General features: G+C 68.7%; 5 protein-coding genes. 3 read left to right on the top strand and 2 right to left on the bottom strand.

Annotation, left to right across the window (positions count from 1 at the left end; translation table 11 throughout):
- Window positions 1-4: 4 nt before the first annotated feature.
- Complete coding sequence (locus tag GA0070604_RS20735; protein ID WP_091120954.1) at window positions 5-1,411, bottom strand: NDP-hexose 2,3-dehydratase family protein; 1,407 nt, start codon at window positions 1,409-1,411, stop codon at window positions 5-7.
- Window positions 1,408-2,667: a nucleotide disphospho-sugar-binding domain-containing protein gene (locus GA0070604_RS20730; protein ID WP_141721364.1), complete on the bottom strand. Its 1,260-nt coding sequence runs from the start codon at window positions 2,665-2,667 to the stop codon at window positions 1,408-1,410. The genes GA0070604_RS20735 and GA0070604_RS20730 overlap by 4 nt, the downstream gene beginning before the upstream one ends.
- A gap of 230 nt (window positions 2,668-2,897) precedes the next feature.
- Between GA0070604_RS20730 and GA0070604_RS33725 the strand changes: the two genes are divergently transcribed.
- From GA0070604_RS33725 to GA0070604_RS33135, 3 genes are read left to right on the top strand one after another with little or no spacing between them, the layout of a single operon-like run.
- Window positions 2,898-12,380: a type I polyketide synthase gene (locus GA0070604_RS33725; protein WP_141721363.1), complete on the top strand. Its 9,483-nt coding sequence runs from the start codon at window positions 2,898-2,900 to the stop codon at window positions 12,378-12,380.
- On the top strand, window positions 12,377-17,884 hold the full coding sequence (locus GA0070604_RS33720; RefSeq protein WP_141721362.1) for a type I polyketide synthase: 5,508 nt from the start codon (window positions 12,377-12,379) through the stop codon (window positions 17,882-17,884). Before GA0070604_RS33725 ends, GA0070604_RS33720 begins: the two co-directional genes overlap by 4 nt.
- 5 nt (window positions 17,885-17,889) lie before the next feature.
- The gene (locus GA0070604_RS33135) at window positions 17,890-24,492 is read left to right on the top strand and encodes a type I polyketide synthase (RefSeq protein WP_091120950.1); all 6,603 of its coding nucleotides are present in this window, start codon (window positions 17,890-17,892) and stop codon (window positions 24,490-24,492) included.

The raw sequence follows: 24,492 nt of genomic DNA, 5'->3' as shown, positions 1-24,492 counted from the left end.
GCGGTCACCACAGCGAATGAACGCAGGTGAGGAGACTGCGGGCTTCGATGGTCAGGTAGTGACCGTGCCGTACCAGCTCCATGATCTGGTCGAGGGTCAGCCAGCAGTAGTTCTCCGGCGTCTCCACCGGGACGTCGTCGCCCACCTCGATGACCTGATACCGCGTCTGCGCGTGGTGGAACCGGCCCCCTTCCTCGGACATCACGGCGTCGAAGCGCACCCGCGAGGCGTCGGTGCCGACCGCGTACTCGTAGAACGGCTCCGGACCGACGACCGAGGCGACGGCGCCGGTCGGGGCGAGCTGCACACTGGGCCCCATCTCCACCCGGTCCAACAGCCCGGGCTCGGGCCGGGCCCGGATCAGCACGTGGATGACGCCCATGATCTCGCGGGCCAGGAAGACCGCCAGTCCCTGACGCCGCGGGGCGAGCAGCGGCTGGGTCCACTCGGTCACCTCGCGGTTCTCGGCACGTACCCGCCGAGCGATGATCTGGAAACCGTTCCGGTCGTCGTCGGCGATCGCGTCGGCGGTCCGCGAGAAGCGGGTCACCTTGTCCAGCGTGATGAGGCTGGACCGCCACTCGTTGCGCGTCTTCATCTCCGTGAACCAGCTGACGATCTCGGTCAGCGAGTGCAGGCTGCGCGACTCGCCGTCGCCCTTCTCGTACGAGCGGTACAACGCCTCATGAAAGCTGGAGCCGGCCGTCGCCGCCGAGGCGGGCGGCCGCTGCAGCGGCAGGCAGGCCAGAACCGTGCGCGCGTTCATGTTCACCAGGTTCTCGACGGAGAGCAGCCGCCACACCTGGCTCAACGGCAACCAGCGGAAGTCCTCGTGTTCCGGGATGTCACCGGTGACCTCGACGACCATGTTCCGGTTGTGCTTGCGCCAGCACCACATACCCTGCTCGGACTGCAACACGTCGACGAGAATCCGCCCGCGCTTCGGCCCCCGGAAATACTCCAGGTAGCGGATCTCGTTGCCGCCGTGCACCCGCGTGTAGTTGCTGCGCGTCGCCTGGACCGTCGGCGACAACTGCAGGGTGTTGATGTTCCCCGGCTCCATCTTGGCCTGCAGCAGACAGTGCAGCACGCCGTCGAACTCCTTGACGAGGATCCCGAGGATGCCGATCTCCGGCTGATTGATGATCGGTTGTGACCACGACTCACCGCCGTCGGCGGCGACGTGCATGCCCCCGATCTCGAAGAACCGTCCGCTCTTGTGCACCAGGTTTCCGCCGTCGGGTGCGAAGTACCACCCGTTCAGCTCGGCGAACGGAATCGGGGCGACCTCGAAGACCCCGGCGCGCAGGCGTTCCGCCCACCAGGAGTGGAAATCCGCGATGGAGGAGGGCTGGTGCTCGGCGAGGGCGGACTCCGTGAAGCGCCGCGCCGTGTTGTCGGGAGCGTTCACCGGATCGATCCGGCCGTAACGAGGTTCTCCAACTCCCGTACCGCCTCCAGCGGTGACGGCTGACTGGAGTTGTCCTCCTGGACCTTCCGGGCGGCGGTCCGCCACCGGTCGTCGGACACCATCGACTCCACCGCGTCGGCGATGGCGGCGACGTCGATGGGACGCGTGCGGTGTGCGACTCCGGCGCCCACCGCCGATATCCGTTCGGCGTGCACGACGTGTGCCGGGTCCTGCGGTGTCATCACCTGCGGCACACCGTGAGTGACGACGGTGAGCGACGTGCCACCACCACCGTGGTTGACGGCGGCGGCGCAGGAGGGAACCACCAGCTGCAACGGCAGTTCGCTGGCGACCCGTACGCCGTCCGGCACCCGACCGAGATTCGCCCGATCGCTCTCCTTGACGGTGACCACGACGTCCATACCGCGGTCACGGAGCGCCGCCGAGATCACGGCCGCCGGGTAGTTCCGGTCGCCGGAGCTCGCCGTGTTGCTCATGCTCCAGGAGACGCACACCCGCGGCCGCGTCGCCGGCCGCCGCAACCACCCGGGCATCGCCCCCGAGCCGTTGTAGGGCACGTACCGCATGCCGATGCGGTTGGGCGGGGCCGTGGTCATCAGCATCGGCGGGCAGGGGTCGACGGTCGCCGTCATCGGATCGGGCCGCGCCTCGGCGCCGAAACGGTCGAACAGCGCGCGCAACGACGCAGGCCATCGCTCGACCGGCAGGCCGTCCCCGAGCGACCGTCCCGCCGTGGGAAGCAGCGGTCCGGACAGGTGGCGCACGACCGGCACCCCGGCCACCGCGGCGACGAGCGGCCCCGCGAACATCACCGGGTCGGTGACCACGAGGTTCGGCCGCCAGTAGTGCGCGAAGTGCACCAGCTCGTCCGCCATCGAGGCGGCCGTGCCGGCGAACGCCTCCCGCCGCAGCTCCTTGAACCGCTGCCGGACGTCCGGGGGCATGGATTCGAGGTCACCGAAGTCAGCCAGACTCTTGCCGGTCTCCTGACGCAACGCGTCGACGGACATCCTGATGTTCGTCATGACGCCGGAGGATCCCGCGACGGGCAGCGCGGTCAGTCCCGACCTCTCGATCATGCCGAGCGTCGCGGGCTCGCCGACCACGCGCACGTCATGGCCGGCCGCACGCAGAGCCCAGGCGAGCGGCACCATCGCGTAGTAATGGCCGGCCGCAGCCAGCGGAACGAACAATACACGCACGCTAACTCCAGGAATTTGGCAGCGATCACTCACTCCCGAATTGCCATTTCGTGCCCAGAGACGCCAGCCTTGGTAATCCGGTTGCCCGATCGCATCACGCGCCGCTAGACCGCGGACAGGACCCCACCAAAACGCCGCTAAAATTCCGGTCCGTTGCGCTGTCCCTCGCCCAGGCCGGTACGCCGGTCAGGCTGCGGACGGCGGCGCACGGCCCTTTAGGGTCCGGCAAGGTTTCCCTTAGCTGATCTATTCAGCATCCAAGCATGACCGGTCATCACGCTGCCGCTGGGGAAAACTGTTCGCCCGAGCAGGGCGTCGCAATTATCGGTCTGTCCTGCCGGCTTCCCGGCGCTCCCGATCCCGCTGCCTTCTGGGACCTACTGGCGGGCGGCACCAGCGCGATCACCGACTCCGTCCGGGAGACGTTGAGCCGACGCTACCCGGCCGACCCCGATGCCCTCGAACCGCCGGACACCCGCCTCCGGTACGCCGGGCTCATCGACCACGTCGACGAATTCGACGCGGAGTTTTTCGGGATCTCCCCGCGCGAAGCGGTCAGCATGGACCCGCAGCAACGGCTGATGCTGGAGTTGGGCTGGGAGGCGCTGGAAGACGCCGCCATCCCGCCCCCGACGCTCAACGGCACCCGTACCAGCGTCTTTGTCGGCGCCATCGCCGACGACCACGCGGTGTCGCTCGCGCAGCACCGCGGCGAAGGCTACGACCGGCACGCGATGACCGGCACCAACCGCGGCATCATCGCCAACCGGATCTCGTACCTGCTCGGGCTGCTCGGCCCGAGTCTCACCATCGACGCGGCCCAGGCCTCATCCCTGGTCGCGGTCCATCTCGCGTGCGAGAGCCTGCGCTCCGGCGAATCGACCCTCGCCCTCGTCGGCGGGGTGAACCTGATCACCGATCCGGCCAGCACGGCCAAGACCGTCCGGTTCGGAGCTCTTTCCCCGGATGGCCGCTGCTACACGTTCGACGCCCGGGCCAACGGTTACGTGCGCGGCGAGGGCGGTGGATTCGTCGTCCTCAAACCCATGGCTCAGGCGGTGGCCGACGGAGACCGCATCTACGGTGTCATCCACGGCACGGCGGTCAACAACGACGGCGCGACCGACGGTCTGACGGTCCCGAGCACAGCCGGACAGGCCGACGTGCTGCGCCGCGCCTGCGAACGTGCCGGGGTGCAGCCGGCCGCGGTCCAGTACGTCGAACTGCACGGAACGGGCACGCGTGTCGGCGATCCCGTGGAGGCGGCCGCGCTCGGATCCGTCTACGGCGGCGCCCGGACGGCCGATCAGGGCAGCCTGCTCGTCGGCTCGGCCAAGACCAACGTCGGGCACCTCGAAGGCGCTGCGGGCATCGTCGGACTGCTGAAGGCCGTCCTGAGCATCCACCACCGGCTGCTTCCGCCCAGCCTCAACCACCGCACCCCGCATCCCGACATCCCGCTCGATCGTCTCAACCTGCGCGTGCAGACCACCCTCACGCCCTGGCCGGGTGACCGTCCGCTGGTCGCCGGGGTCAGCTCGTTCGGCATGGGTGGCACCAACTGCCACGTCGTCCTGGCCGAACCCGCCGCTGCCGCACCGGCCCCGATCAGCGAGGCGGAATCCGACCACCGGCTGGTGCCGTGGCTGATCTCGGCACGCTCGGAGTCGGCGCTCCGGGGCCAGGCGAGCCGGCTGCGGGACCACCTGAGCAGCCGCGCCGACCTGGCAACGGTGGACGTGGGCCGGTCCCTGGCGACCACGCGTACCCATTTCGAGCACCGCGCCGTGCTGCTGGGCGCCGGACGCGAGGCACTGCTGAGCGGTCTCGACGCGGTGATCCAGGGATCGGCCGACGGGCGTCTCCTCACCGGCAGGGCCACCCGGGGACACCGGCTGGCCGTCGTGTTCACCGGTGACAGCGCCGACTTCCCGGAGCTGGGCTGGCACCTCCACGAAGAGTTCCCCGCCTTCGCCGAGGCGTTCGAACGCACCGACGATCCCGCGAACCCTGACGCGACGTCGTTCGCGACGCACATCGCCCTGTTCCGCCTGTACGAGTCCTGGGGCGTGCCGGTCGCAGCCCTCGTCGGTGCCTCGGCCGGAGAGGTCGCTGCCGCCCATGCGGCGGGAATCCTCACACTGACCGATGCCCACGTACTGCTCAGGGCCCGAGCCCGTCTCCTCGCGTCGCTGGGCGCCGACGCGCCGGTCGGCGACGGGTGCGCCACGTTCGCCGGCGAGGAGTTCCGGCGTACGGTCGCCACGCTGTCGTTCGCGGCGCCGCGCCTCCCCCTCTTCTCCGCTGCCACGGGCCAGGCGGTCGATGTCGACACGCTGCGCACGCCGGAGCACTGGGTGCATGGCGCACGCCACGCGGCGGACTCCGAGGCCGCAGTCGGGACGCTGCGAGCCGCGGGCGCCACCGCCTTCCTCGAACTCGGTGCCGGGACCGTCGCCGCCGGCGAGGTACGCCCCGACCCAACGACGGACCGTGGCGACGCCGACGCCAGGACCGTGATGGCGGCCTTGGCCCGGCTGTACGTCGCCGGTGTCGACGTCGACTGGGGCCGCGTCCTGGGTGCCTCCGGTCGTCGGGTCCCGCTTCCGACCTACGCCTTCCAGCGGCAGCGGTATTGGCCGTCCGATGCCCGGACCTCCTCCGCCACCCCGTCCGGCGACGACGACTCGACCAATGCCTCGCCGTGGCGCAGTCGGCTCGCGGGACGCAGCAGAGCGGAACGGACGGAGGCGGTACTCGACCTTCTCCGTACCCAGATCGCCATCGTTCTGGGACACGTGACGGGCGAGGCGATCGACGCCGGCAGGACGTTCAAGGAACTCGGCTTCGACTCGGTGTCGGCGGTGCAACTGCGGGATCGCCTCGCCGAGACGACCGGGCTGGGACTGCCCGCTGCGCTCACGTACGACTACCCCACGCCGGGCGGGGTCGCCGAGTTCATCGTCAACGGGCTGGCGCCTGCCGTACCGGCCCCCATCGCCGCGCCGTCGATGCTGAGCAGGACCGACGAACCGATCGCCGTGGTCGGTATGGCCTGCCGGTTTCCTGGCGGTGCCGACGGCCCGGAGAAGCTGTGGCAGCTACTCCTCGACGGTGGAGACGCTGTCGGGCCTTTTCCCGGCGACCGCGGGTGGAACCTCGACGACCTGTACGACGCGGACTCCGACAATGCCGGCACGACCTATGCCAGGCACGGCGGCTTCCTCTACGACGCGGATCAGTTCGACGCCGCGTTCTTCGGCATCAGCCCCCGGGAAGCCAGGGCGATGGATCCCCAGCAGCGGCTGCTGCTGGAGACGTCGTGGGAAGCGATCGAACGGGCGGGTATCGACCCTGGGACGCTGCGCGACACACTGACGGGCGTCTTCGTCGGTGCCATGGGTCAGGACTATGGGCCCCGCATGCACGAGGCATCGAACGATGTCGGCGGCCACCTGTTGACGGGTAATGCGGTGAGTGTTGCGTCGGGGCGGGTGTCGTTTTCGTTGGGGCTTCGGGGTCCGGCGGTGACAGTGGACACGGCGTGTTCGTCGTCGTTGGTGGCGTTGCATCTGGCGGGTCAGGCGTTGCGGTCGGGTGAGTGTGACCTGGCGTTGGCCGGTGGTGTGACGGTGATGGCGAGTCCGGGGATCTTTCTGGAGTTCAGTCGGCAGCGGGGTCTGTCGCCGGATGGTCGGTGCAAGCCGTTCGCGGCGGCGGCTGACGGTGTCGGTTGGGGTGAGGGCGCCGGGATGCTGGTGCTGGAACGCCTGTCGGATGCGTGTCGTAATGGGCATCCGGTGTTGGCGGTGATCCGGGGTAGCGCGGTGAACCAGGACGGGGCGTCGAACGGGCTGACCGCGCCGAATGGTCCGGCGCAGCAGCGGGTGATCCGGCAGGCGTTAGCGAACGCGGGTGTAGACGCCACGGACGTGGATGTGGTGGAGGCGCACGGGACCGGCACGACATTAGGTGACCCGATCGAGGCGCAGGCGTTGCTGGCCACCTACGGGCAGGGCCGTGAGGCTGGTCATCCGTTGTGGTTGGGATCAGTGAAGTCGAACATCGGCCACACCCAGGCAGCGGCGGGTGTCGCGGGTGTGATCAAGATGGTGCAGGCCATCCAGCACGGCATGTTGCCGGCCACGCTGCACGTGGACGCCCCGACCCCACACGTGGACTGGGACACCGGCCGGGTCGCGTTGCTCACCGAGACGGTGCCGTGGCCGGACACCGGTCGTCCCCGCCGGGCGGCGGTGTCATCATTCGGGATCAGCGGCACCAACGCCCACCTGATCCTCGAAGCACCCCCCACCGTAAGCACAAGCACTCCCGAACCCCCCACCGGCACTGGCACTGGTGGCAGTGGACCGGTGCCGTGGTTGTTTTCGGCGAGGTCGGTGGAGGCGTTGCGGGCGCAGGCGTTGCGGTTGGCGGATCATGTGGCCGCGCATCCTGGGTATCGGGCGGTGGATATTGGGGCCGCGTTGGTCACGACGCGGAGTCAGCATCGTTTCCGTGCCGGTGTCGTGGTGAACGACGCCGGTGATGGTGAGGCGGTGTTGCGGGCGTTTGGGGTGGGGCAGCCGGGTGTGGGGGTGGTGTCTGGTCGGGTGGGTGTGGGCGGGACGGTGTTGGTGTTCCCGGGGCAGGGGTCGCAGTGGCCGGGGATGGCGTTGGAGTTGGTGGAGTCCAGCGCGGTGTTCGCGGCGCATGTGCGGGAGTGCGCGCAGGTGTTGCGGGAGTGTGTGGACTGGTCGTTGTGGGAGGTGTTGCGGGCCGGGGCTGATGATCCGGTGTGGCAGCGGGTGGATGTGATCCAGCCGGTGTTGTTCGTGGTGATGACGGCTGTGGCCCGGTTGTGGCAGCACACGGGTGTGGTCGTGGACGCGGTGGTCGGGCATTCACAAGGCGAGATCGCCGCCGCGTACGTCGCTGGCGCGTTGGACCTGGCGGAGGCGTTACGGCTGGTGGTCGGGCGTAGCCAGGCGTTGCGGGTGGTCGCGGGTACCGGTGCGATGGCGCACGTCGCGGCGCCGGCCGACCGGGTCCGGGCCGACATCGACGCGTTGGGCACTCGGGCCGGTGGGGTACAGATCGCCGCGGTCAACGGCCCGTTGTCCACCACCGTGTCCGGTCCACCCGCCGACGTGGAAGCGCTGATCGCCTTCTACACCGACACGTCGGTACGCGCGAGGCTGGTCCCGGTCGACTACGCGTCCCACTCCGTGCAGGTCGAAGTGCTCCGCGACCAGCTCACCAGCATGGCGAACATCCGGCCGGCGTCCACCAGCGTCGCGTTCTACTCGACCGTGACCGCCGCCCTCTACGACACCACCGGTCTGGACAGCCAGTACTGGTACCGCAACCTCCGCGAGCCGGTACGCCTACAGGACACCGTGCAGGCACTACTGGGCGACGGCTACACCCTGTTCATCGAGGCCAGCGCCCACCCCGTGCTGACCACCGCTATCCAGGACACCATCGACGCCCACCCCACCCCCACCCCCGCCACAGCGATCGCGAGTCTGTACCGCAACGACGGCAGCTACCACCGATTCCTCACCTCCGCGATACAAGCCTGGACCCACGGCGCACCCCTGAACCTGCCCGACACCCCAACCCCCACACACCTACCAGACCTGCCCCTCGACACCGATGTGGTGCCGTGGTTGTTTTCGGCGAGGTCGGTGGAGGCGTTGCGGGCGCAGGCGTTGCGGTTGGCGGATTTTGTGGCTGGTCGTGCGGATGTGGATGTGGCGGCTGTCGCGGGGGTGTTGGGTCGGCGGGCGGTGTTCGCTCACCGTGCCGGTGTCGTGGTGGATGACGCTGGTGGTGCGGTGTCGGTGTTGCGGGCGTTTGGGGTGGGGCAGCCGGGTGTGGGGGTGGTGTCTGGTCGGGTGGGTGTGGGCGGGACGGTGTTGGTGTTCCCGGGGCAGGGGTCGCAGTGGCCGGGGATGGCGTTGGAGTTGGTGGAGTCCAGCGCGGTGTTCGCGGCGCATGTGCGGGAGTGCGCGCAGGTGTTGCGGGAGTGTGTGGACTGGTCGTTGTGGGAGGTGTTGCGGGCCGGGGCTGATGATCCGGTGTGGCAGCGGGTGGATGTGATCCAGCCGGTGTTGTTCGTGGTGATGACGGCTGTGGCCCGGTTGTGGCAGCACACGGGTGTGGTCGTGGACGCGGTGGTCGGGCATTCACAAGGCGAGATCGCCGCCGCGTACGTCGCTGGCGCGTTGGACCTGGCGGAGGCGTTACGGCTGGTGGTCGGGCGTAGCCAGGCGTTGCGGGTGGTCGCGGGTACCGGTGCGATGGCGCACGTCGCGGCGCCGGCCGACCGGGTCCGGGCCGACATCGACGCGTTGGGCACTCGGGCCGGTGGGGTACAGATCGCCGCGGTCAACGGCCCGTTGTCCACCACCGTGTCCGGTCCACCCGCCGACGTGGAAGCGCTGATCGCCTTCTACACCGACACGTCGGTACGCGCGAGGCTGGTCCCGGTCGACTACGCGTCCCACTCCGTGCAGGTCGAAGTGCTCCGCGACCAGCTCACCAGCATGGCGAACATCCGGCCGGCGTCCACCAGCGTCGCGTTCTACTCGACCGTGACCGCCGCCCTCTACGACACCACCGGTCTGGACAGCCAGTACTGGTACCGCAACCTCCGCGAGCCGGTACGCCTACAGGACACCGTGCAGGCACTACTGGGCGACGGCTACACCCTGTTCATCGAGGCCAGCGCCCACCCCGTGCTGACCACCGCTATCCAGGACACCATCGACGCCCACCCCACCCCCACCCCCGCCACAGCCACAGCCACAGCCATCGCGAGTCTGTACCGCAACGACGGCAGCTACCACCGATTCCTCACCTCCGCGATACAAGCCTGGACCCACGGCGCACCCCTGAACCTGCCCGATATCCCAACCCCCACACACCTACCAGACCTGCCCACTTATCCCTTCCAACACCAGCGTTACTGGTTGGATCCTGCGCCGAGTGGTGTCACGGTGCCGGGGTTGACCGCTACGGGGCATCCGCTGCTGGCCGGGGGTTTGGAGTTGCCCGACGGTGGGCGGGTGTTCACCGGCACGATCTCCACAGCCACCCATCCATGGCTCGCCGACCACGCCATCACCGGCACCGTCCTGCTACCCGGCACCGCCTTCCTCGAACTCGCCCTGCACGCCGCGCACCACACCGACTGCAACCACATCGAAGAACTTACGCTCGAAGCGCCCCTTGTCCTGCCAGTGGATCAGAGTCTGCGGGTGCAGGCCCTCGTCGCTGCCGACGACGGATCCGGTCGACGGGCCTTGACCATCTACTCCTGCCCCACGGCATCTGATACCAGGAACTGGACGCGTCACGCGACGGGCGTGCTCACCATGACGGCACCGGCTCCTCGACAGTCGATGGCGGTGTGGCCCCCGGCCGGATCGGTTCCCCTCTCCACCGACACCCTGTACGCGGATCTCGCCGCTCGCGGCTACGAGTACGGGGAAACTTTCCAAGGGCTTCGGCGGGTGTGGCGGCACGGTCCGGACGTCTACGCCGACGTCGAGCTTCCCGAGGACCTGGAAGCCGATGCGGCTGGCTTCGGTCTTCACCCCGCGCTGCTGGACGCGGCCCTGCACTCGCTCGCCATCGGCGGTTCTTTGCAGGCGGACGACCGTGGCAGGCTCGCCCTCCCGTTCCACTGGAAAGGTGTGTCGCTGTACGCCAGCGGTGCCACCGCGGTGCGAGTGCGGTCGTCATCGACATCGGACGGGACCGTCACGCTGGCGATCACCGATCAGACCGGCTCACCGATCGCCGACGTCGACGCGTTGGCCCTGCGCCCGGTCGCCCTGGAAAACGTGACCGCGAATCGCGGGGCCGAAAACGACGTCCTGTACGAGATCGCCTGGTCGCCGATGCCCGAGAGCGCGCCGGCGGAGCCATCCACGCTCACCTGGGCGATGCTCGGCCCCGACGCGGGGTGGCCCGCGGAGCCAGGGGAGCTGAGGGACGTACGGATCACCCGTCATGCCGACCTCGCCGCTCTGAAGATGGCCACCGCGAACGGCGACGCGGTACCGGATGTGGTCGTCATGTCACCGATGGACGCCGCAGTCGAGGTGACCGCCGGCAGCGTGGTCGCGCAGGCCCATGCCACGGCGATCGGCCTGCTCGATGTCTTGCAGGAATGGCTTCGCGCCGACGACCTCGCCAACAGCCGGCTCGTGATCGTCACTCGTGGAGCGGTCAACACCTCACCGGATGAGCCCCTTCACACACCCGATCCCGGCAGTCTCGCGGCGGCGTGTTTGTGGGGTTTGGTGCGGGTGGCTCAGCGGGAGCATCCGGGGCGGTTCGTGTTGGTTGATGGTGATGGTGGGGTGGTGGGTTGGCGGGTGTTGTCGGGGGTGTTGGCGGGTGGTGAGTCGCAGGTCGCGGTGCGTGGTGGGGTGGTGTTGAGGCCACGGTTGTCGCGGTTGCCCGCACAACCGGTGCCCGCCAGCGGCGGTGGGTTCGGGGGGTTGGACCCGTCGGGGACGGTGTTGATCACTGGTGGTACGGGTGGTTTGGGGGCGTTGACGGCGTGGCACCTGGTGCGCCGGTACGGGGTCCGGCGGTTGGTGTTGGTGAGTCGTCGGGGTATGGCCGCCGCGGGTGCGGGGGAGCTACGCGCGGGGTTGGAAGCGGCGGGCGCGCGGGTGTGGGTACGGGAGTGTGACAGTGGTGACCGGGCCGGGTTGGCGCGGGTGTTGGCGCAGGTGGATCAGCGGCATCCGTTGACAGCGGTGATCCACGCCGCGGGTGTGGTGGATGACGGTGTGGTGCAGTCACTGAACACGGAGCGGATGTCGGCGGTGCTACGACCGAAGGTCGACGGGGCGTGGCATCTCCACGAGTTGACCGCTGACATGCCGTTGTCGGCGTTCGTGTTGTTCTCCTCGGTGGCCGGGGTGCTGGGTAACCCGGGGCAGGGTAACTACGCGGCGGCGAACACGTTCCTGGACGCGTTGGCGCAGCACCGGCGGGCTGTCGGGCTACCCGCGACGAGTGTGGCGTGGGGATTGTGGCAGACCGGTACCGGGCTGACCGGCGGGCTGTCCGACACCGACCGTGACCGGTTGACACGTAGCGGGATCCGGGCGTTGAGCACCGAACAGGGACTACACCTGTTGGACACCGCCGTCGGTCAGGACCGGGCGCAGGTAGTCGCCGCCCGCTGGGACCTACCAGCACTACGGCGCCACCCCGACCGTTCCCCGATCCTGGACTCGCTGGCCCACCGGCCCGTGTCCCCCCGCCACACACCACCCGGTGGTGAGAGCACCACCCGGCTCGCTACCCAACTGGCCGGCCTCAGCACATCGGAACAGCGGTCGGTGGTGCTGCAGGTGGTGCGGTCGCACACCGCTGAGGTGCTGGGTCACGACCAGGTGGGAGCGGTCGATGTGGGCCAGCCGTTCCAGGAACTGGGGTTCGACTCGCTGACCGCGGTCGAGTTGCGTAACCGACTCAACGCCGCCACCGGCCTGCGATTGCCCTCCACCACCGTCTTCGACCACCCGACTCCCTCGGCGTTGGCCGAGCAGATCCTGCACCAGCTGACCGCTTCGGTCCCCACGACCACCGTCGCGTCACCGACGACGGTCGACGGTGGTGAGCCGATCGCGATCGTGGCGATGGGCTGCCGCTATCCGGGTGGGGTGTACTCCCCCGGGAGTTGTGGCGGCTGGTCATCGATGGTGTGGATGTGATCGGGGGGTTCCCGACGGGTCGTGGGTGGGACCTGGCGGGGCTCTACGACCCGGATCCCGAACGGGTGGGTAAGAGTTACGTCCGGGAGGGTGGTTTCCTCTACGACGCCGACGAGTTCGACGCGGAGTTCTTCGGCATCAGCCCTCGTGAGGCGCTCGCGATCGACCCGCAGCAGCGGTTGCTGCTGGAAACGGTGTGGGAGACGTTGGAGCGTGCCGCGATCCCGCCGGAGACGTTGCGGGGCACCCGTACCGGTGTGTTCACCGGAGTGATGTACAACGACTACGGCACCCGACTGCAACCGGCCCCCTCCGGTTTCGAAGGCTACATCGGTAACGGCAGCTCCAGCAGCGTCGCGTCCGGCCGGATCTCCTACACCCTGGGCCTGGAAGGCCCCGCCATCACCGTCGACACCGCCTGTTCCTCATCACTGGTGGCACTGCACCTGGCCGGCCAGGCCCTGCGATCAGGCGAGTGCGACCTGGCGTTGGCCGGCGGCGTCACGGTCATGGCCACACCCCAGTTGTTCATCGAGTTCAGCCGCCAACGCGGCCTGTCACCCGACGGCCGCTGCAAGCCGTTCGCTGCCGCGGCCGACGGCACGGGCTTCGGTGAGGGCGCCGGCATCATCCTGCTGGAACGCCTGTCAGACGCACGCCGGAACGGGCATCCGGTGTTGGCGGTGATCCGGGGTAGCGCGGTGAACCAGGACGGGGCGTCGAACGGGCTGACCGCGCCGAACGGTCCGGCGCAGCAGCGGGTGATCCGGCAGGCGTTAGCGAACGCGGGTGTGGACGCCACGGATGTGGATGTGGTGGAGGCGCACGGGACCGGCACGACGTTGGGTGACCCGATCGAGGCGCAGGCGTTGCTGGCCACCTACGGGCAGGGCCGTGAGGCTGGTCATCCGTTGTGGTTGGGATCAGTCAAGTCGAACATCGGCCACACCCAGGCCGCGGCGGGTGTCGCCGGTGTGATCAAAATGGTGCAGGCCATCCAGCACGGCCTGCTGCCGGCCACGCTGCACGTGGACGCCCCGACCCCACACGTGGACTGGGACACCGGCCGGGTCGCGCTACTCACCGAGACGGTGCCGTGGCCGGACACCGGTCGTCCCCGCCGGGCGGCGGTGTCATCGTTCGGGATCAGCGGCACCAACGCCCACCTGATCCTCGAAGCACCCCCCACCAACACTGGGCCCCCCACCGCCACCGGACCCCTCACCACCGACAACAGCGATGACACCGACACCACCGACGGCGGTGACACCGGCACCAGCACCACCAACGGCGGCGCCGGCGATGGTGACACCGGCACTGGCACTGGCGCTGGTGGTGGGCTGGTGCCGTGGTTGATCTCGGCGAGGTCCGTGGAGGCGTTGCGGGCGCAGGCGTTGCGGTTGGCGGATCATGTGGCCGCGCATCCCGGGTACCGGGCCGCTGACATCGGGGCCGCGTTGGTCACGACGCGGACCCAGCATCGTTTCCGTGCCGGTGTCGTGGTGAACGACGCCGGTGATGGTGAGGCGGTGTTGCGGGCGTTTGGGGTGGGGCAGCCGGGTGTGGGGGTGGTGTCTGGTCGGGTGGGTGTGGGCGGGACGGTGTTGGTGTTCCCGGGGCAGGGGTCGCAGTGGCCGGGGATGGCGTTGGAGTTGGTGGAGTCCAGCACGGTGTTCGCGGCGCATGTGCGGGAGTGCGCGCAGGTGTTGCGGGAGTGTGTGGACTGGTCGTTGTGGGAGGTGTTGCGGGCCGGGGCTGATGATCCGGTGTGGCAGCGGGTGGATGTGATCCAGCCGGTGTTGTTCGTGGTGATGACGGCTGTGGCCCGGTTGTGGCAGCACACGGGTGTGGTCGTGGACGCGGTGGTCGGGCATTCACAAGGCGAGATCGCCGCCGCGTACGTCGCTGGCGCGTTGGACCTGGCGGAGGCGTTACGGCTGGTGGTCGGGCGTAGCCAGGCGTTGCGGGTGGTCGCGGGTACCGGTGCGATGGCGCACGTCGCGGCGTCGGCCGACCGGGTCCGGGCCGACATCGACGCGTTGGGCACTCGGGCCGGTGGGGTGCAGATCGCCGCGGTCAACGGCCCGTTGTCCACCACCGTGTCCGGTCCACCCGCCGACGTGGAAGCGCTGATCACCTTCTACGCCGACACGTCGGTACGCGCGAGGCTGGTCCCGGTCGACTACGCGTCCCACTCCGTGCAGGTCGAAGTGCTCCGCGACCAGCTCACCAGCATGGCGAACATCCGGCCGGCGGCCACCAGCGTCGCGTTCTACTCGACCGTGACCGCCGCCCCCTACGACACCACCGGTCTGGACAGCCAGTACTGGTACCGCAACCTCCGCGAGCCGGTACGCCTACAGGACACCGTGCAGGCACTACTGGGCGACGGCTACACCCTGTTCATCGAGGCCAGCGCCCACCCCGTGCTGACCACCGCTATCCAGGACACCATCGACGCCCACCCCACCCCCACCCCCGCCACAGCGATCGCGAGTCTGTACCGCAACGACGGCAGCTACCACCGATTCCTCACCTCCGCGATACAAGCCTGGACCCACGGCGCACCCCTGAACCTGCCCGACACCCCAACCCCCACACACCTACCAGACCTGCCCACTTACCCCTTCCAACACCAGCGCTACTGGTTGGATCCTGCGCCGAGTGGTGTCACGGTGCCGGGGTTGACCGCTACTGGGCATCCGCTGCTGGCCGGGGGTTTGGAGTTGCCCGACGGTGGGCGGGTGTTCACCGGCACGATCTCCACAGCCACCCATCCATGGCTCGCCGACCACGCCATCACCGGCACCGTCCTGCTACCCGGCACCGCGTTCCTCGAACTCGCCCTGCACGCCGCGTACCACACCGACTGCAACCACATCGAAGAACTCAACGTTCATGAACCGCTGACGCTGCCCGAGCGAGGAGGCGTACAGATCCACGTGACGGTCGGACCACCGACCGGCGACGGCACCCGGGACATGAAGGTGGAGTCGCGGCGCCTCGACGCGGACGCGCCGGACACGCCGTGGACCCAGAACATCACCGCCGTCCTGGGTGTCGACGACAACCCCGGGCCTCGTCCGGACGACGGACCGTGGGATCCGGCCGGCAGTCCCATCGACATCGAGAGCTTCTACGACAATCTTTCCGATCACGGTCTCGACTACGGCCCGGTCTTCCAGGGCTTGAAGAGCGCCTGGCGCGCAGGCGACGTCTTCCACGCCGAGCTGGAGCTTTCCGGCGATGAGTCGGATGAGGGCTTCATCGTCCACCCGGCCCTGCTCGACGCCGCGATACAAACGATCTTCCTCACCGACGCTCACCCCCTGGGCACCGGCAAGCCCCGAGGAGACGGCTCTACCCCGCAGATCCCGGTGCCCTTCTCCTGGAGCGGCGTGCGGGTCGCCGCTTCGGCAACGGCAACGACAACGTTGCGCGTCCGCATGACGCTGTCGGGAGATTCGAGCATGGCTCTGCACCTGAGCGATGCGTACGGACACACCATCTGTTCGGTCGACACGCTGACGGTCCGGCCGGTCGCCCCGGACAAGCTCGAAAGCGACTCCGAACACCGGCACAACTTCCACGTCGTGTGGGAGCGGTTGGGTGTGGTGGTCCCGGACGAGGTGGCGGTGCCGGTGGGGTGGGCGTTGCTGGGTTCGGGTGGGTCGGGGTCGGGGTGGGACGGGGTGCCGGTGTATCCGGACGTGGCCGCGTTGGCTGAGGCGGTGGATGCTCCGGACACCGTGTTGTACGTGGTGGATCCCGAGACGGCTGGTAGAGACGCGGACGTGGTGCGGCGGGCGCATCAGGTGAGTGCCGCGTTGGTGCGGGTGCTGCGGGACTGGCTGGCTCGTGACCTTGACGCCCGGCTGGTGGTGGTGACCCGTCAGGCGGTCGCCACGGTCCCGCACGAGGCGGTGGACGACCTCGCGGCGGCGTGTTTGTGGGGTTTGGTGCGGGTGGCTCAGCGGGAGCATCCGGGGCGGTTCGTGTTGGTCGATGGTGATGGTGGGGTGGTGGGTTGGCGGGTGTTGTCGGGGGTGTTGGCGGGTGGTGAGTCGCAGGTCGCGGTGCGTGGTGGGGTGGTGTTGAGGCCACGGTTGTCGCGGTTGCCCGCACAACCGGTGCCCGCCAGCGGCGGTGGGTTCGGGGGGTTGGACCCGTCGGGGACGGTGTTGATCACTGGTGGTACGGGTGGTTTGGGGGCGTTGACGGCGTGGCACCTGGTGCGCCGGTACGGAGTCCGGCGGTTGGTGTTGGTGAGTCGTCGGGGTATGGCCGCCGCGGGTGCGGGGGAGCTACGCGCGGGGTTGGAAGCGGCGGGCGCGCGGGTGTGGGTACGGGAGTGTGACAGTGGTGACCGGGCCGGGTTGGCGCGGGTGTTGGCGCAGGTGGATCAGCGGCATCCGTTGACAGCGGTGATCCACGCCGCGGGTGTGGTGGATGACGGTGTGGTGCAGTCACTGAACACGGAGCGGATGTCGGCGGTGCTACGACCGAAGGTCGACGGGGCGTGGCATCTCCACGAGTTGACCGCTGACATGCCGTTGTCGGCGTTCGTGTTGTTCTCCTCGGTGGCCGGGGTGCTGGGTAACCCGGGGCAGGGTAACTACGCGGCGGCGAACACGTTCCTGGACGCGTTGGCGCAGCACCGGCGGGCTGTCGGGCTACCCGCGACGAGTGTGGCGTGGGGATTGTGGCAGACCGGTACCGGGCTGACCGGCGGGCTGTCCGACACCGACCGTGACCGGTTGACACGTAGCGGGATCCGGGCGTTGAGCACCGAACAGGGACTACACCTGTTGGACACCGCCGTCGGTCAGGACCGGGCGCAGGTAGTCGCCGCCCGCTGGGACCTACCAGCACTACGGCGCCACCCCGACCGTTCCCCGATCCTGGACTCGCTGGCCCACCGACCCGTGTCCCCCCGCCACACACCACCCGGTGGTGAGAACACCACCCGGCTCGCTACCCAACTGGCCGGCCTCAGCACACCACAACAGCGACAACTACTACTCGAATCGGTACGACTCAACGCGGCACTGGTCCTCGGCCACAACTCAGCCGACCATATCCACGCCGACCGCGGCTTCCTCGACATGGGGTTCGACTCACTGACCGCCGTCGAGTTGCGTAACCGACTCAACGCCGCCACCGGCCTGCGATTGCCCTCCACCACCGTCTTCGACCACCCGGCGCCGGCTGCGCTGGCGGACTTCCTCCTGGAAAAGCTGACCAAGGCTCAGCCCGAGCCCGACCAGGCGGTGCTCAAGGAACTCGACAAGATCGAGTCTGTCGCGGCTGGCCTCTCCCTGGCCGGGCGTACCAGGCTAACCACCCGTCTCCAACAGTTCCTGTTGAAATTGAATCCCGTCGAAGAAGAGTCGGGCGCTGCCGTCCCGACGGTGATCGCGGAAATCGACTCGGCCTCTGATGCCGAAATTTTCGATTTCATCAACAACGAACTCGGAATCCCTGACTCGGCTCCGAAGGAATAGCGTAGATGAGCAACGAGGAAACACTCCGTGGATACCTCCGGCGGGTTACCACCGAGCTCCATCAGACCCGCCAGCGGCTGCTTCAGGCCGAGTCGACCAGCAGTGAGCCGATCGCGATCGTGGCGATGGGCTGCCGCTATCCGGGTGGGGTGTATTCCCCGCAGGAGTTGTGGCGGCTGGTTATCGATGGTGTGGATGTGATCGGGGGGTTCCCGACGGGTCGTGGGTGGGACCTGGCGGGGCTGTACGACCCGGACCCCGAACGGGTGGGTAAGAGTTACGTCCGGGAGGGTGGTTTCCTCTACGACGCCGACGAGTTCGACGCGGAGTTCTTCGGTATCAGTCCTCGTGAGGCGCTCGCGATCGACCCGCAGCAGCGGTTGCTGCTGGAGACGGTGTGGGAGACGTTGGAGCGTGCGGCGATCCCGCCGGAGACGTTGCGGGGCAGCCGTACCGGTGTGTTCACCGGGGTGATGTACAACGACTACGGGTCTCGGTTGCAGCCGGCTCCGTCTGGTTTTGAGGGTTATATCAGCACTGGTAGTTCCAGCAGTGTGGCCTCTGGTCGGATTTCCTACACGCTGGGTTTGGAGGGTCCGGCGGTCACGGTGGACACGGCGTGTTCGTCGTCGTTGGTGGCGTTGCACCTGGCGGGTCAGGCGCTGCGGTCGGGTGAGTGTGACCTGGCGTTGGCTGGTGGCGTCACGGTCATGGCCACACCCCAGTTGTTCATCGAGTTCAGTCGCCAACGCGGCCTGTCACCCGACGGCCGGTGCAAGCCGTTCGCTGCCGCGGCTGACGGCACGGGCTTCGGTGAGGGCGCCGGCATCGTCCTGCTGGAACGCCTGTCAGACGCACGCCGGAACGGGCATCCGGTGTTGGCGGTGATTCGGGGTAGTGCGGTGAATCAGGATGGTGCCAGTAGTCAGTTGACGGCGCCGAATGGTCCGGCGCAGCAGCGGGTGATCCGGCAGGCGTTAGCGAACGCGGGTGTGGACGCCACGGACGTGGATGTGGTGGAGGCGCACGGGACCGGCACGACGTTGGGTGACCCGATCGAGGCGCAGGCGTTGCTGGCCACCTACGGGCAGGGCCGCGACGACGGTCATCCGTTGTGGTTGGGATCGGTGAAGTCGAACATCGGCCACACGCAGGCCGCGGCGGGTGTCGCGGGTGTGATCAAGATGGTGCAGGCCATCCAGCACGGCCTGCTGCCGGCCACGCTGCACGTGGACGCCCCGACCCCGCACGTGGACTGGGACACCGGCCGGGTCGCGTTGCTCACCGAGACGGTGCCGTGGCCGGACACTGGTCGTCCCCGCCGGGCGGCGGTGTCATCATTCGGGATCAGCGGCACCAACGCCCACCTCATCCTCGAAGCACCCCCCACCCCCACCAACACCGGATCCCCCACCGCCACCGGACCTCTCACCAGCGACGACGGCGATGGCACCGACACCACCGACGGCGGTGACACCCGCACCAGCACCAGCGCCGGCGATGGTGGCGCTGGTGGTGGACCGGTGCCGTGGTTGTTTTCGGCGAGGTCGGTGGAGGCGTTGCGGGCGCAGGCGTTGCGGTTGGCGGATCATGTGGCCGCGCATCCCGGGTACCGGGCGGTTGACATCGGGGCCGCGTTGGTCACGACGCGGAGTCAGCATCGTTTCCGTGCCGGTGTCGTGGTGGACGGCGCTGGTGATGGTGAGGCGGTGTTGCGGGCGTTCGCGGTGGGACAGCCGGGTGTGGGGGTGGTGTCTGGTCGGGTGGTGTGTGGGGATGCCGAGGCCGGGGGGAAGATCGCTGTTCTTCTCACGGGTCAGGGTTCCCAGCGGGTAGGGGCCGGGCGGGGGCTTTACGGCCGGGAGCCGGTGTTCACCGCCGTGTTGGACGAGGTGTGCACCCATCTGGATGCTCACCTCGACCGGCCGTTACGGTCGGTGTTGTTCGCCGCCGCGGATGGTCCTGACGCGGGGCTGTTGGATGACACCACCTACACGCAGCCGGCGTTGTTCGCACTCCAGGTGGCCTTGTACCGGCTGGTGGAACATCACGGACTCCGCGCGGACTATTTCATCGGTCACTCGGTCGGTGAGGTGAGCGCCGCTCATCTGGCCGGGGTGATGTCACTGGCCGACGCTGCCGCTGTGGTGACCGCTCGGGCCCGGTTGATGGCCACGTTGCCGGCCGGGGTCATGGTCAGTGTCCAGGCCACCCCCGCCCAGGTCGAGGAACATCTGAACCCGCGGGTCGGTATCGCCGCCTACAACACCCCTACCAACACCGTGATCTCCGGTGACCCGCAAGCCACCCACACCGTGGCTGACCGGCTACACGCCCTGGGCCATGCGGGCAGGGTGTTACACACCCGACACGCGTTCCACTCCCCGCACACCGAGACGATCCTGACCGAGTTCCACCACATCGCCAGCCGTGTCACCTACCAGCGGCCCCACACCCCGATCATCTCCAACCTCACCGGCGACGTCGCCGACCCCGAGCACATCACCACCGCCGAGTACTGGACCGACCACATCCGGCAACCCGTCCGGTTCCACCAGGGCATCACCACCCTGGACCAGCACCACGTCACCACCTACCTCGAACTCGGTCCCGCTCCCACCCTCACCCACCTCACCGAACACACCCTCACCCACAGCGGACGGGGTGAGGATGTCGTCTACCTCAACGTTCTGCACCCCCACCACGACGAAACCCGCACCCTCCTGACCACGCTCACCACCGCCCACACCCGGGGCCACCACATCACCTGGCACCACCACCTGACACCACCACCACAACAACCGGTACCCCTACCCACCTATCCGTTCACCCGGAATCGGTACTGGCTGGCCGCTGACCCTGTCGTGCCTGTTCACGCTGCCCCGACCGGTCATCCGCTCCTACCGGCCGTGCTGGAACTTCCTGACGACACGCACGTGTTCACCGGCACGCTGCATCCCAGCGCCCCGTCGTGGCTGGCCGAGCACACCATCGGGGACCACTGCCTGCTTCCCGCGACCGCGTTCGTCGACATGGTGTTGCACGCCGCTCACCACACCGGTCATCACACCATCACCGATCTGGTCATCCACACGCCGCTTGCCCTGTCCGATAACACCGCCACCGACATTCAACTCGTTATCGGTCCGGTGGACGCCACCGGCCATCGGGCCTGCACCATCCGCTCCCGCGCGCACACCACCACGGCGGGTCTCTGGAGTGACCACGTCACCGCCGAGGTCACCACCGGCACCGCCGGCGTTCCCGCCGTCCCCGCCACCGTCTGGCCACCCACCCATGCCAGCAGGCTGGACACCACCAACCTCTACCACCACCTCGACCAGCGGGGCCTGCGCTACGGCCCTACCTTCCAAGGCCTACGCCACGCCTGGAAACACCACAACGACCTCTACGCCGAGGTCCACCTCCCTGCCACCCCCCACCCACACCACCACACCATCCACCCCGCACTCCTCGACGCCGCGCTACACGCTCTCACCCTCCACCACCCCGACCACACCACCATCCAACTCCCCTTCTCCTGGACCGGCGTCACCCTCCACGCCCACGACGCCACCACGCTGCGCGTGCACCTGCGCGTACACGACAACCACACCATCGAACTCACCATCACCGACCCACAAGACCAACTCATCCTCACCACGGACAGCCTCACGCTGCGCCCAGCCGGAGCAGTCGACGACGGGGACCTCTACGGCGTCCGCTGGAGTCCGGTCATTCCGCCGGCCGATCCGGCGCCCATCGGCTCCGTGGCGCTCCTCGGGGAGCAGCCTGAAGTGGTTCTCGCGCTCGAGGCCAGCGGAGTCGAGGCCAGCGAGCATCCCGATCTGGCTGCCCTGGTCGCGGCCATCGGAGCGGGCCTGCCGCAACCGAGCGTGGTCCTGGCCGCCCGCAGCGCGCTTCCCGCCATGGAGCCGATCAGGGCGGCGCACGTCGCGGTGGGCGAAGTCCTCGGGCTGATCCAGGAATGGCTGAGCGCCGAGTGTCTGGACGAGTCGAGGCTGGTGGTGGTGACCTGCGGTGCGGTCGCCGTGGACGAGGGGGAGCACCTCCAGGACCTCGGCTCGGCTCCGGTCTGGGGGCTGGTGCGCTCGGCGCAGCGGGAGAACCCCGACCGGTTCGCGCTGCTCGACCTCGACGGCCAGGAGTCTTCCTTGCGGCACCTGCCCGAGGCGCTGACGGTCGTCTTGGCGGGGGAGGGCCAGATCGCGATGCGTCGCGGAGTTTTCTCAGCCCTCCAGGTGGCGAAGATGGGTATCGATCATGCTTTGACGCCGCCTGAGGGTGAGGGGGCGTGGCGGGTCGATGTGAGCGAGCCGGGCACGTTGGATCGGTTGGAGTTGGTGGCGGCGCGGGAGGCGTTGCGTCCGTTGCGTAGTGGGGAGGTTCGTGTCGCTGTGCGGGCGGCGGGGGTGAACTTCCGTGATGTGTTGATGACCTTGGGTATGTATCCGGGGCGGGTCAGTATCGGTGGTGAAGGGGCAGGTGTCGTCACCGAGGTCGGCCCGGACGTGTCCGGCCTGGCCGTGGGTGACCGGGTCATGGGACTGTTCAGCCAGGCCATGGCGACCACCGCGATCGCGGATCATCGGTTGATCGTCGGTATCCCGTGCGGCTGGAGCTACCCGCAGGCCGCCGCCGTACCCATCACGTTCCTCACCGCCTACTACGCCCTCACCGACCTCGCCCGCCTGCAGCCCGGTGAGAAAATCCTCGTCCACGCCGCCGCCGGCGGAGTCGGCACCGCCGCGGTCCAACTCGCCCGTCACCTGGGCGCCGAGGTGTACGGCACGGCCAGCCACCCGAAATGGCAGGCCCTACGCCGGCAAGGCCTGGACCCGGCCCATATCGGTGACTCCCGCAGTCTGGACTTCGAAACCACCATCACCCACGCCACCGGCGGTGCGGGTGTCGATGTCGTCCTCAACGCCCTGACCCACGAGTTCGTCGACGCGTCGCTGCGGCTGCTACCACGCGGCGGTCGGTTCCTGGAGATGGGCAAGACCGACATCCGCGAACCCGACCGGATCGCCGCCACCCACCCCGGCGTGTACTACCAGCCCTTCGACCTGCACGACGCCGGACCCACCCGCACCCGGCAGATGCTCACCGACCTGATCCGCCTGTTCACCGACGGGCATCTACACCCCCCACCCGTCACCACCTACGACATCCGCGCGGCCCGTGACGCGTTCCGGCACATCCGTCAAGCCGAACACATCGGCAAAGTCGTCCTCACCGTCCCACCACCCCTGGACCCACACGGCACCGTCCTGATCACCGGCGCCACCGGCGCGCTCGGCAGCCTCCTCGCCAAACACCTCGTCAGCAACCACCAGGCACGCCACCTCCTACTCACCAGCCGCCACGGCCCCCACGCCCACAACGCCACCCAACTGATCACCGAACTCACCAACCTCGGAGCGGACGTCACCATCGAGCAACGCGACATCGCGGAGCCCGGTGAGCTGGCGAGCCTGCTCGACGCGATACCGGCCGAACATCCGCTCACCGCGGTGATCCACACCGCCGGCGTGGTCCACGACGGCACAGTCGGCGCCCTCTCGCCAGCACACCTCGAAACGGTGTTCGGGCCCAAGGCCGACGCCGCGTGGGAGCTGCACCGTCTCACCGAACACGTCGACCTGTCGGCGTTCGTCGTGTTCTCCTCCGCCGCAGGAACCCTCGGCAGCCCCGGGCAGGCCAACTACGCCGCGGCGAACACGTTCCTCGACGCCCTCGCCCACTGCCGGCGGATCAACGGGCGGCCCGCACTGTCCCTCGCCTGGGGACTCTGGCAGCAGCCCAGTGGCATCACCGCGAGTCTCGGCGAGTCCGGCGTCGCGCGGATGGCGCAGCAGGGTGTCATGCCGATCTCCACCGAGGCCGCGTTGGCGCTGTTCGATCGAGCACTCGCCACGGGGCGTGCCTATGCGATGCCCGCCCGGCTCACAGCAGAGGCCGCGCAGGGGCGTACCGGTGTCGTAGCTTCTTCGCCGGCACACCGTGACTCCCGTGTCGGCCTGCGCCAGGCGGCCGGTGCCTCGGGCGGGGAAGGCTCCGTCGCGGCGTCCTGGGCCGATCGGCTGACCGGTCTCGAGCCCCAGGAACAGCACAGTGTCGTGGTGGAGTTGGTGCGCACGGAGGCGGCCGCCGTGCTGGGCCATGGTGACATCACAGCCATCGGCAGGAAGCGCCCGCTCAAGGAGGCGGGTTTCGACTCGCTGACCGCCGTCGAGCTGCGCAACCGACTGGGCGCGATGGTGGGCCTCCGGCTGCCCGCGTCGCTCGTCTTCGATCACCCCACCCCGATAGCCATAGCGGAGCAACTCCTGACCACGCTGATCCCGGATCAACCGGATCCCGTGGAAACGGTGCGGTCACAGCTCAAAAGTCTGGAGGCGACGATCGTCGCCGCTACGCCGGGCGGAGGCATGCGCGCGGCCGTCGCGGCGCAACTGCGTGAATTCCTGGAAAGAATCGGCACGGAGCCGTCGCGCGTCAACGACGAGGCGACGGACGTCCTGGACAAGATCGACGCCGCCACTGACGACGAGATTTTCGATTTCATCGACAACCAGTTGTGA

The organism is Micromonospora eburnea, assembly GCF_900090225.1.
Taxonomy (GTDB): Bacteria; Actinomycetota; Actinomycetes; order Mycobacteriales; family Micromonosporaceae; genus Micromonospora; species Micromonospora eburnea.
The sequence above is the reverse complement of the archived record's forward strand: the minus strand, read 5'-3'. Positions and strand labels throughout refer to the sequence as shown.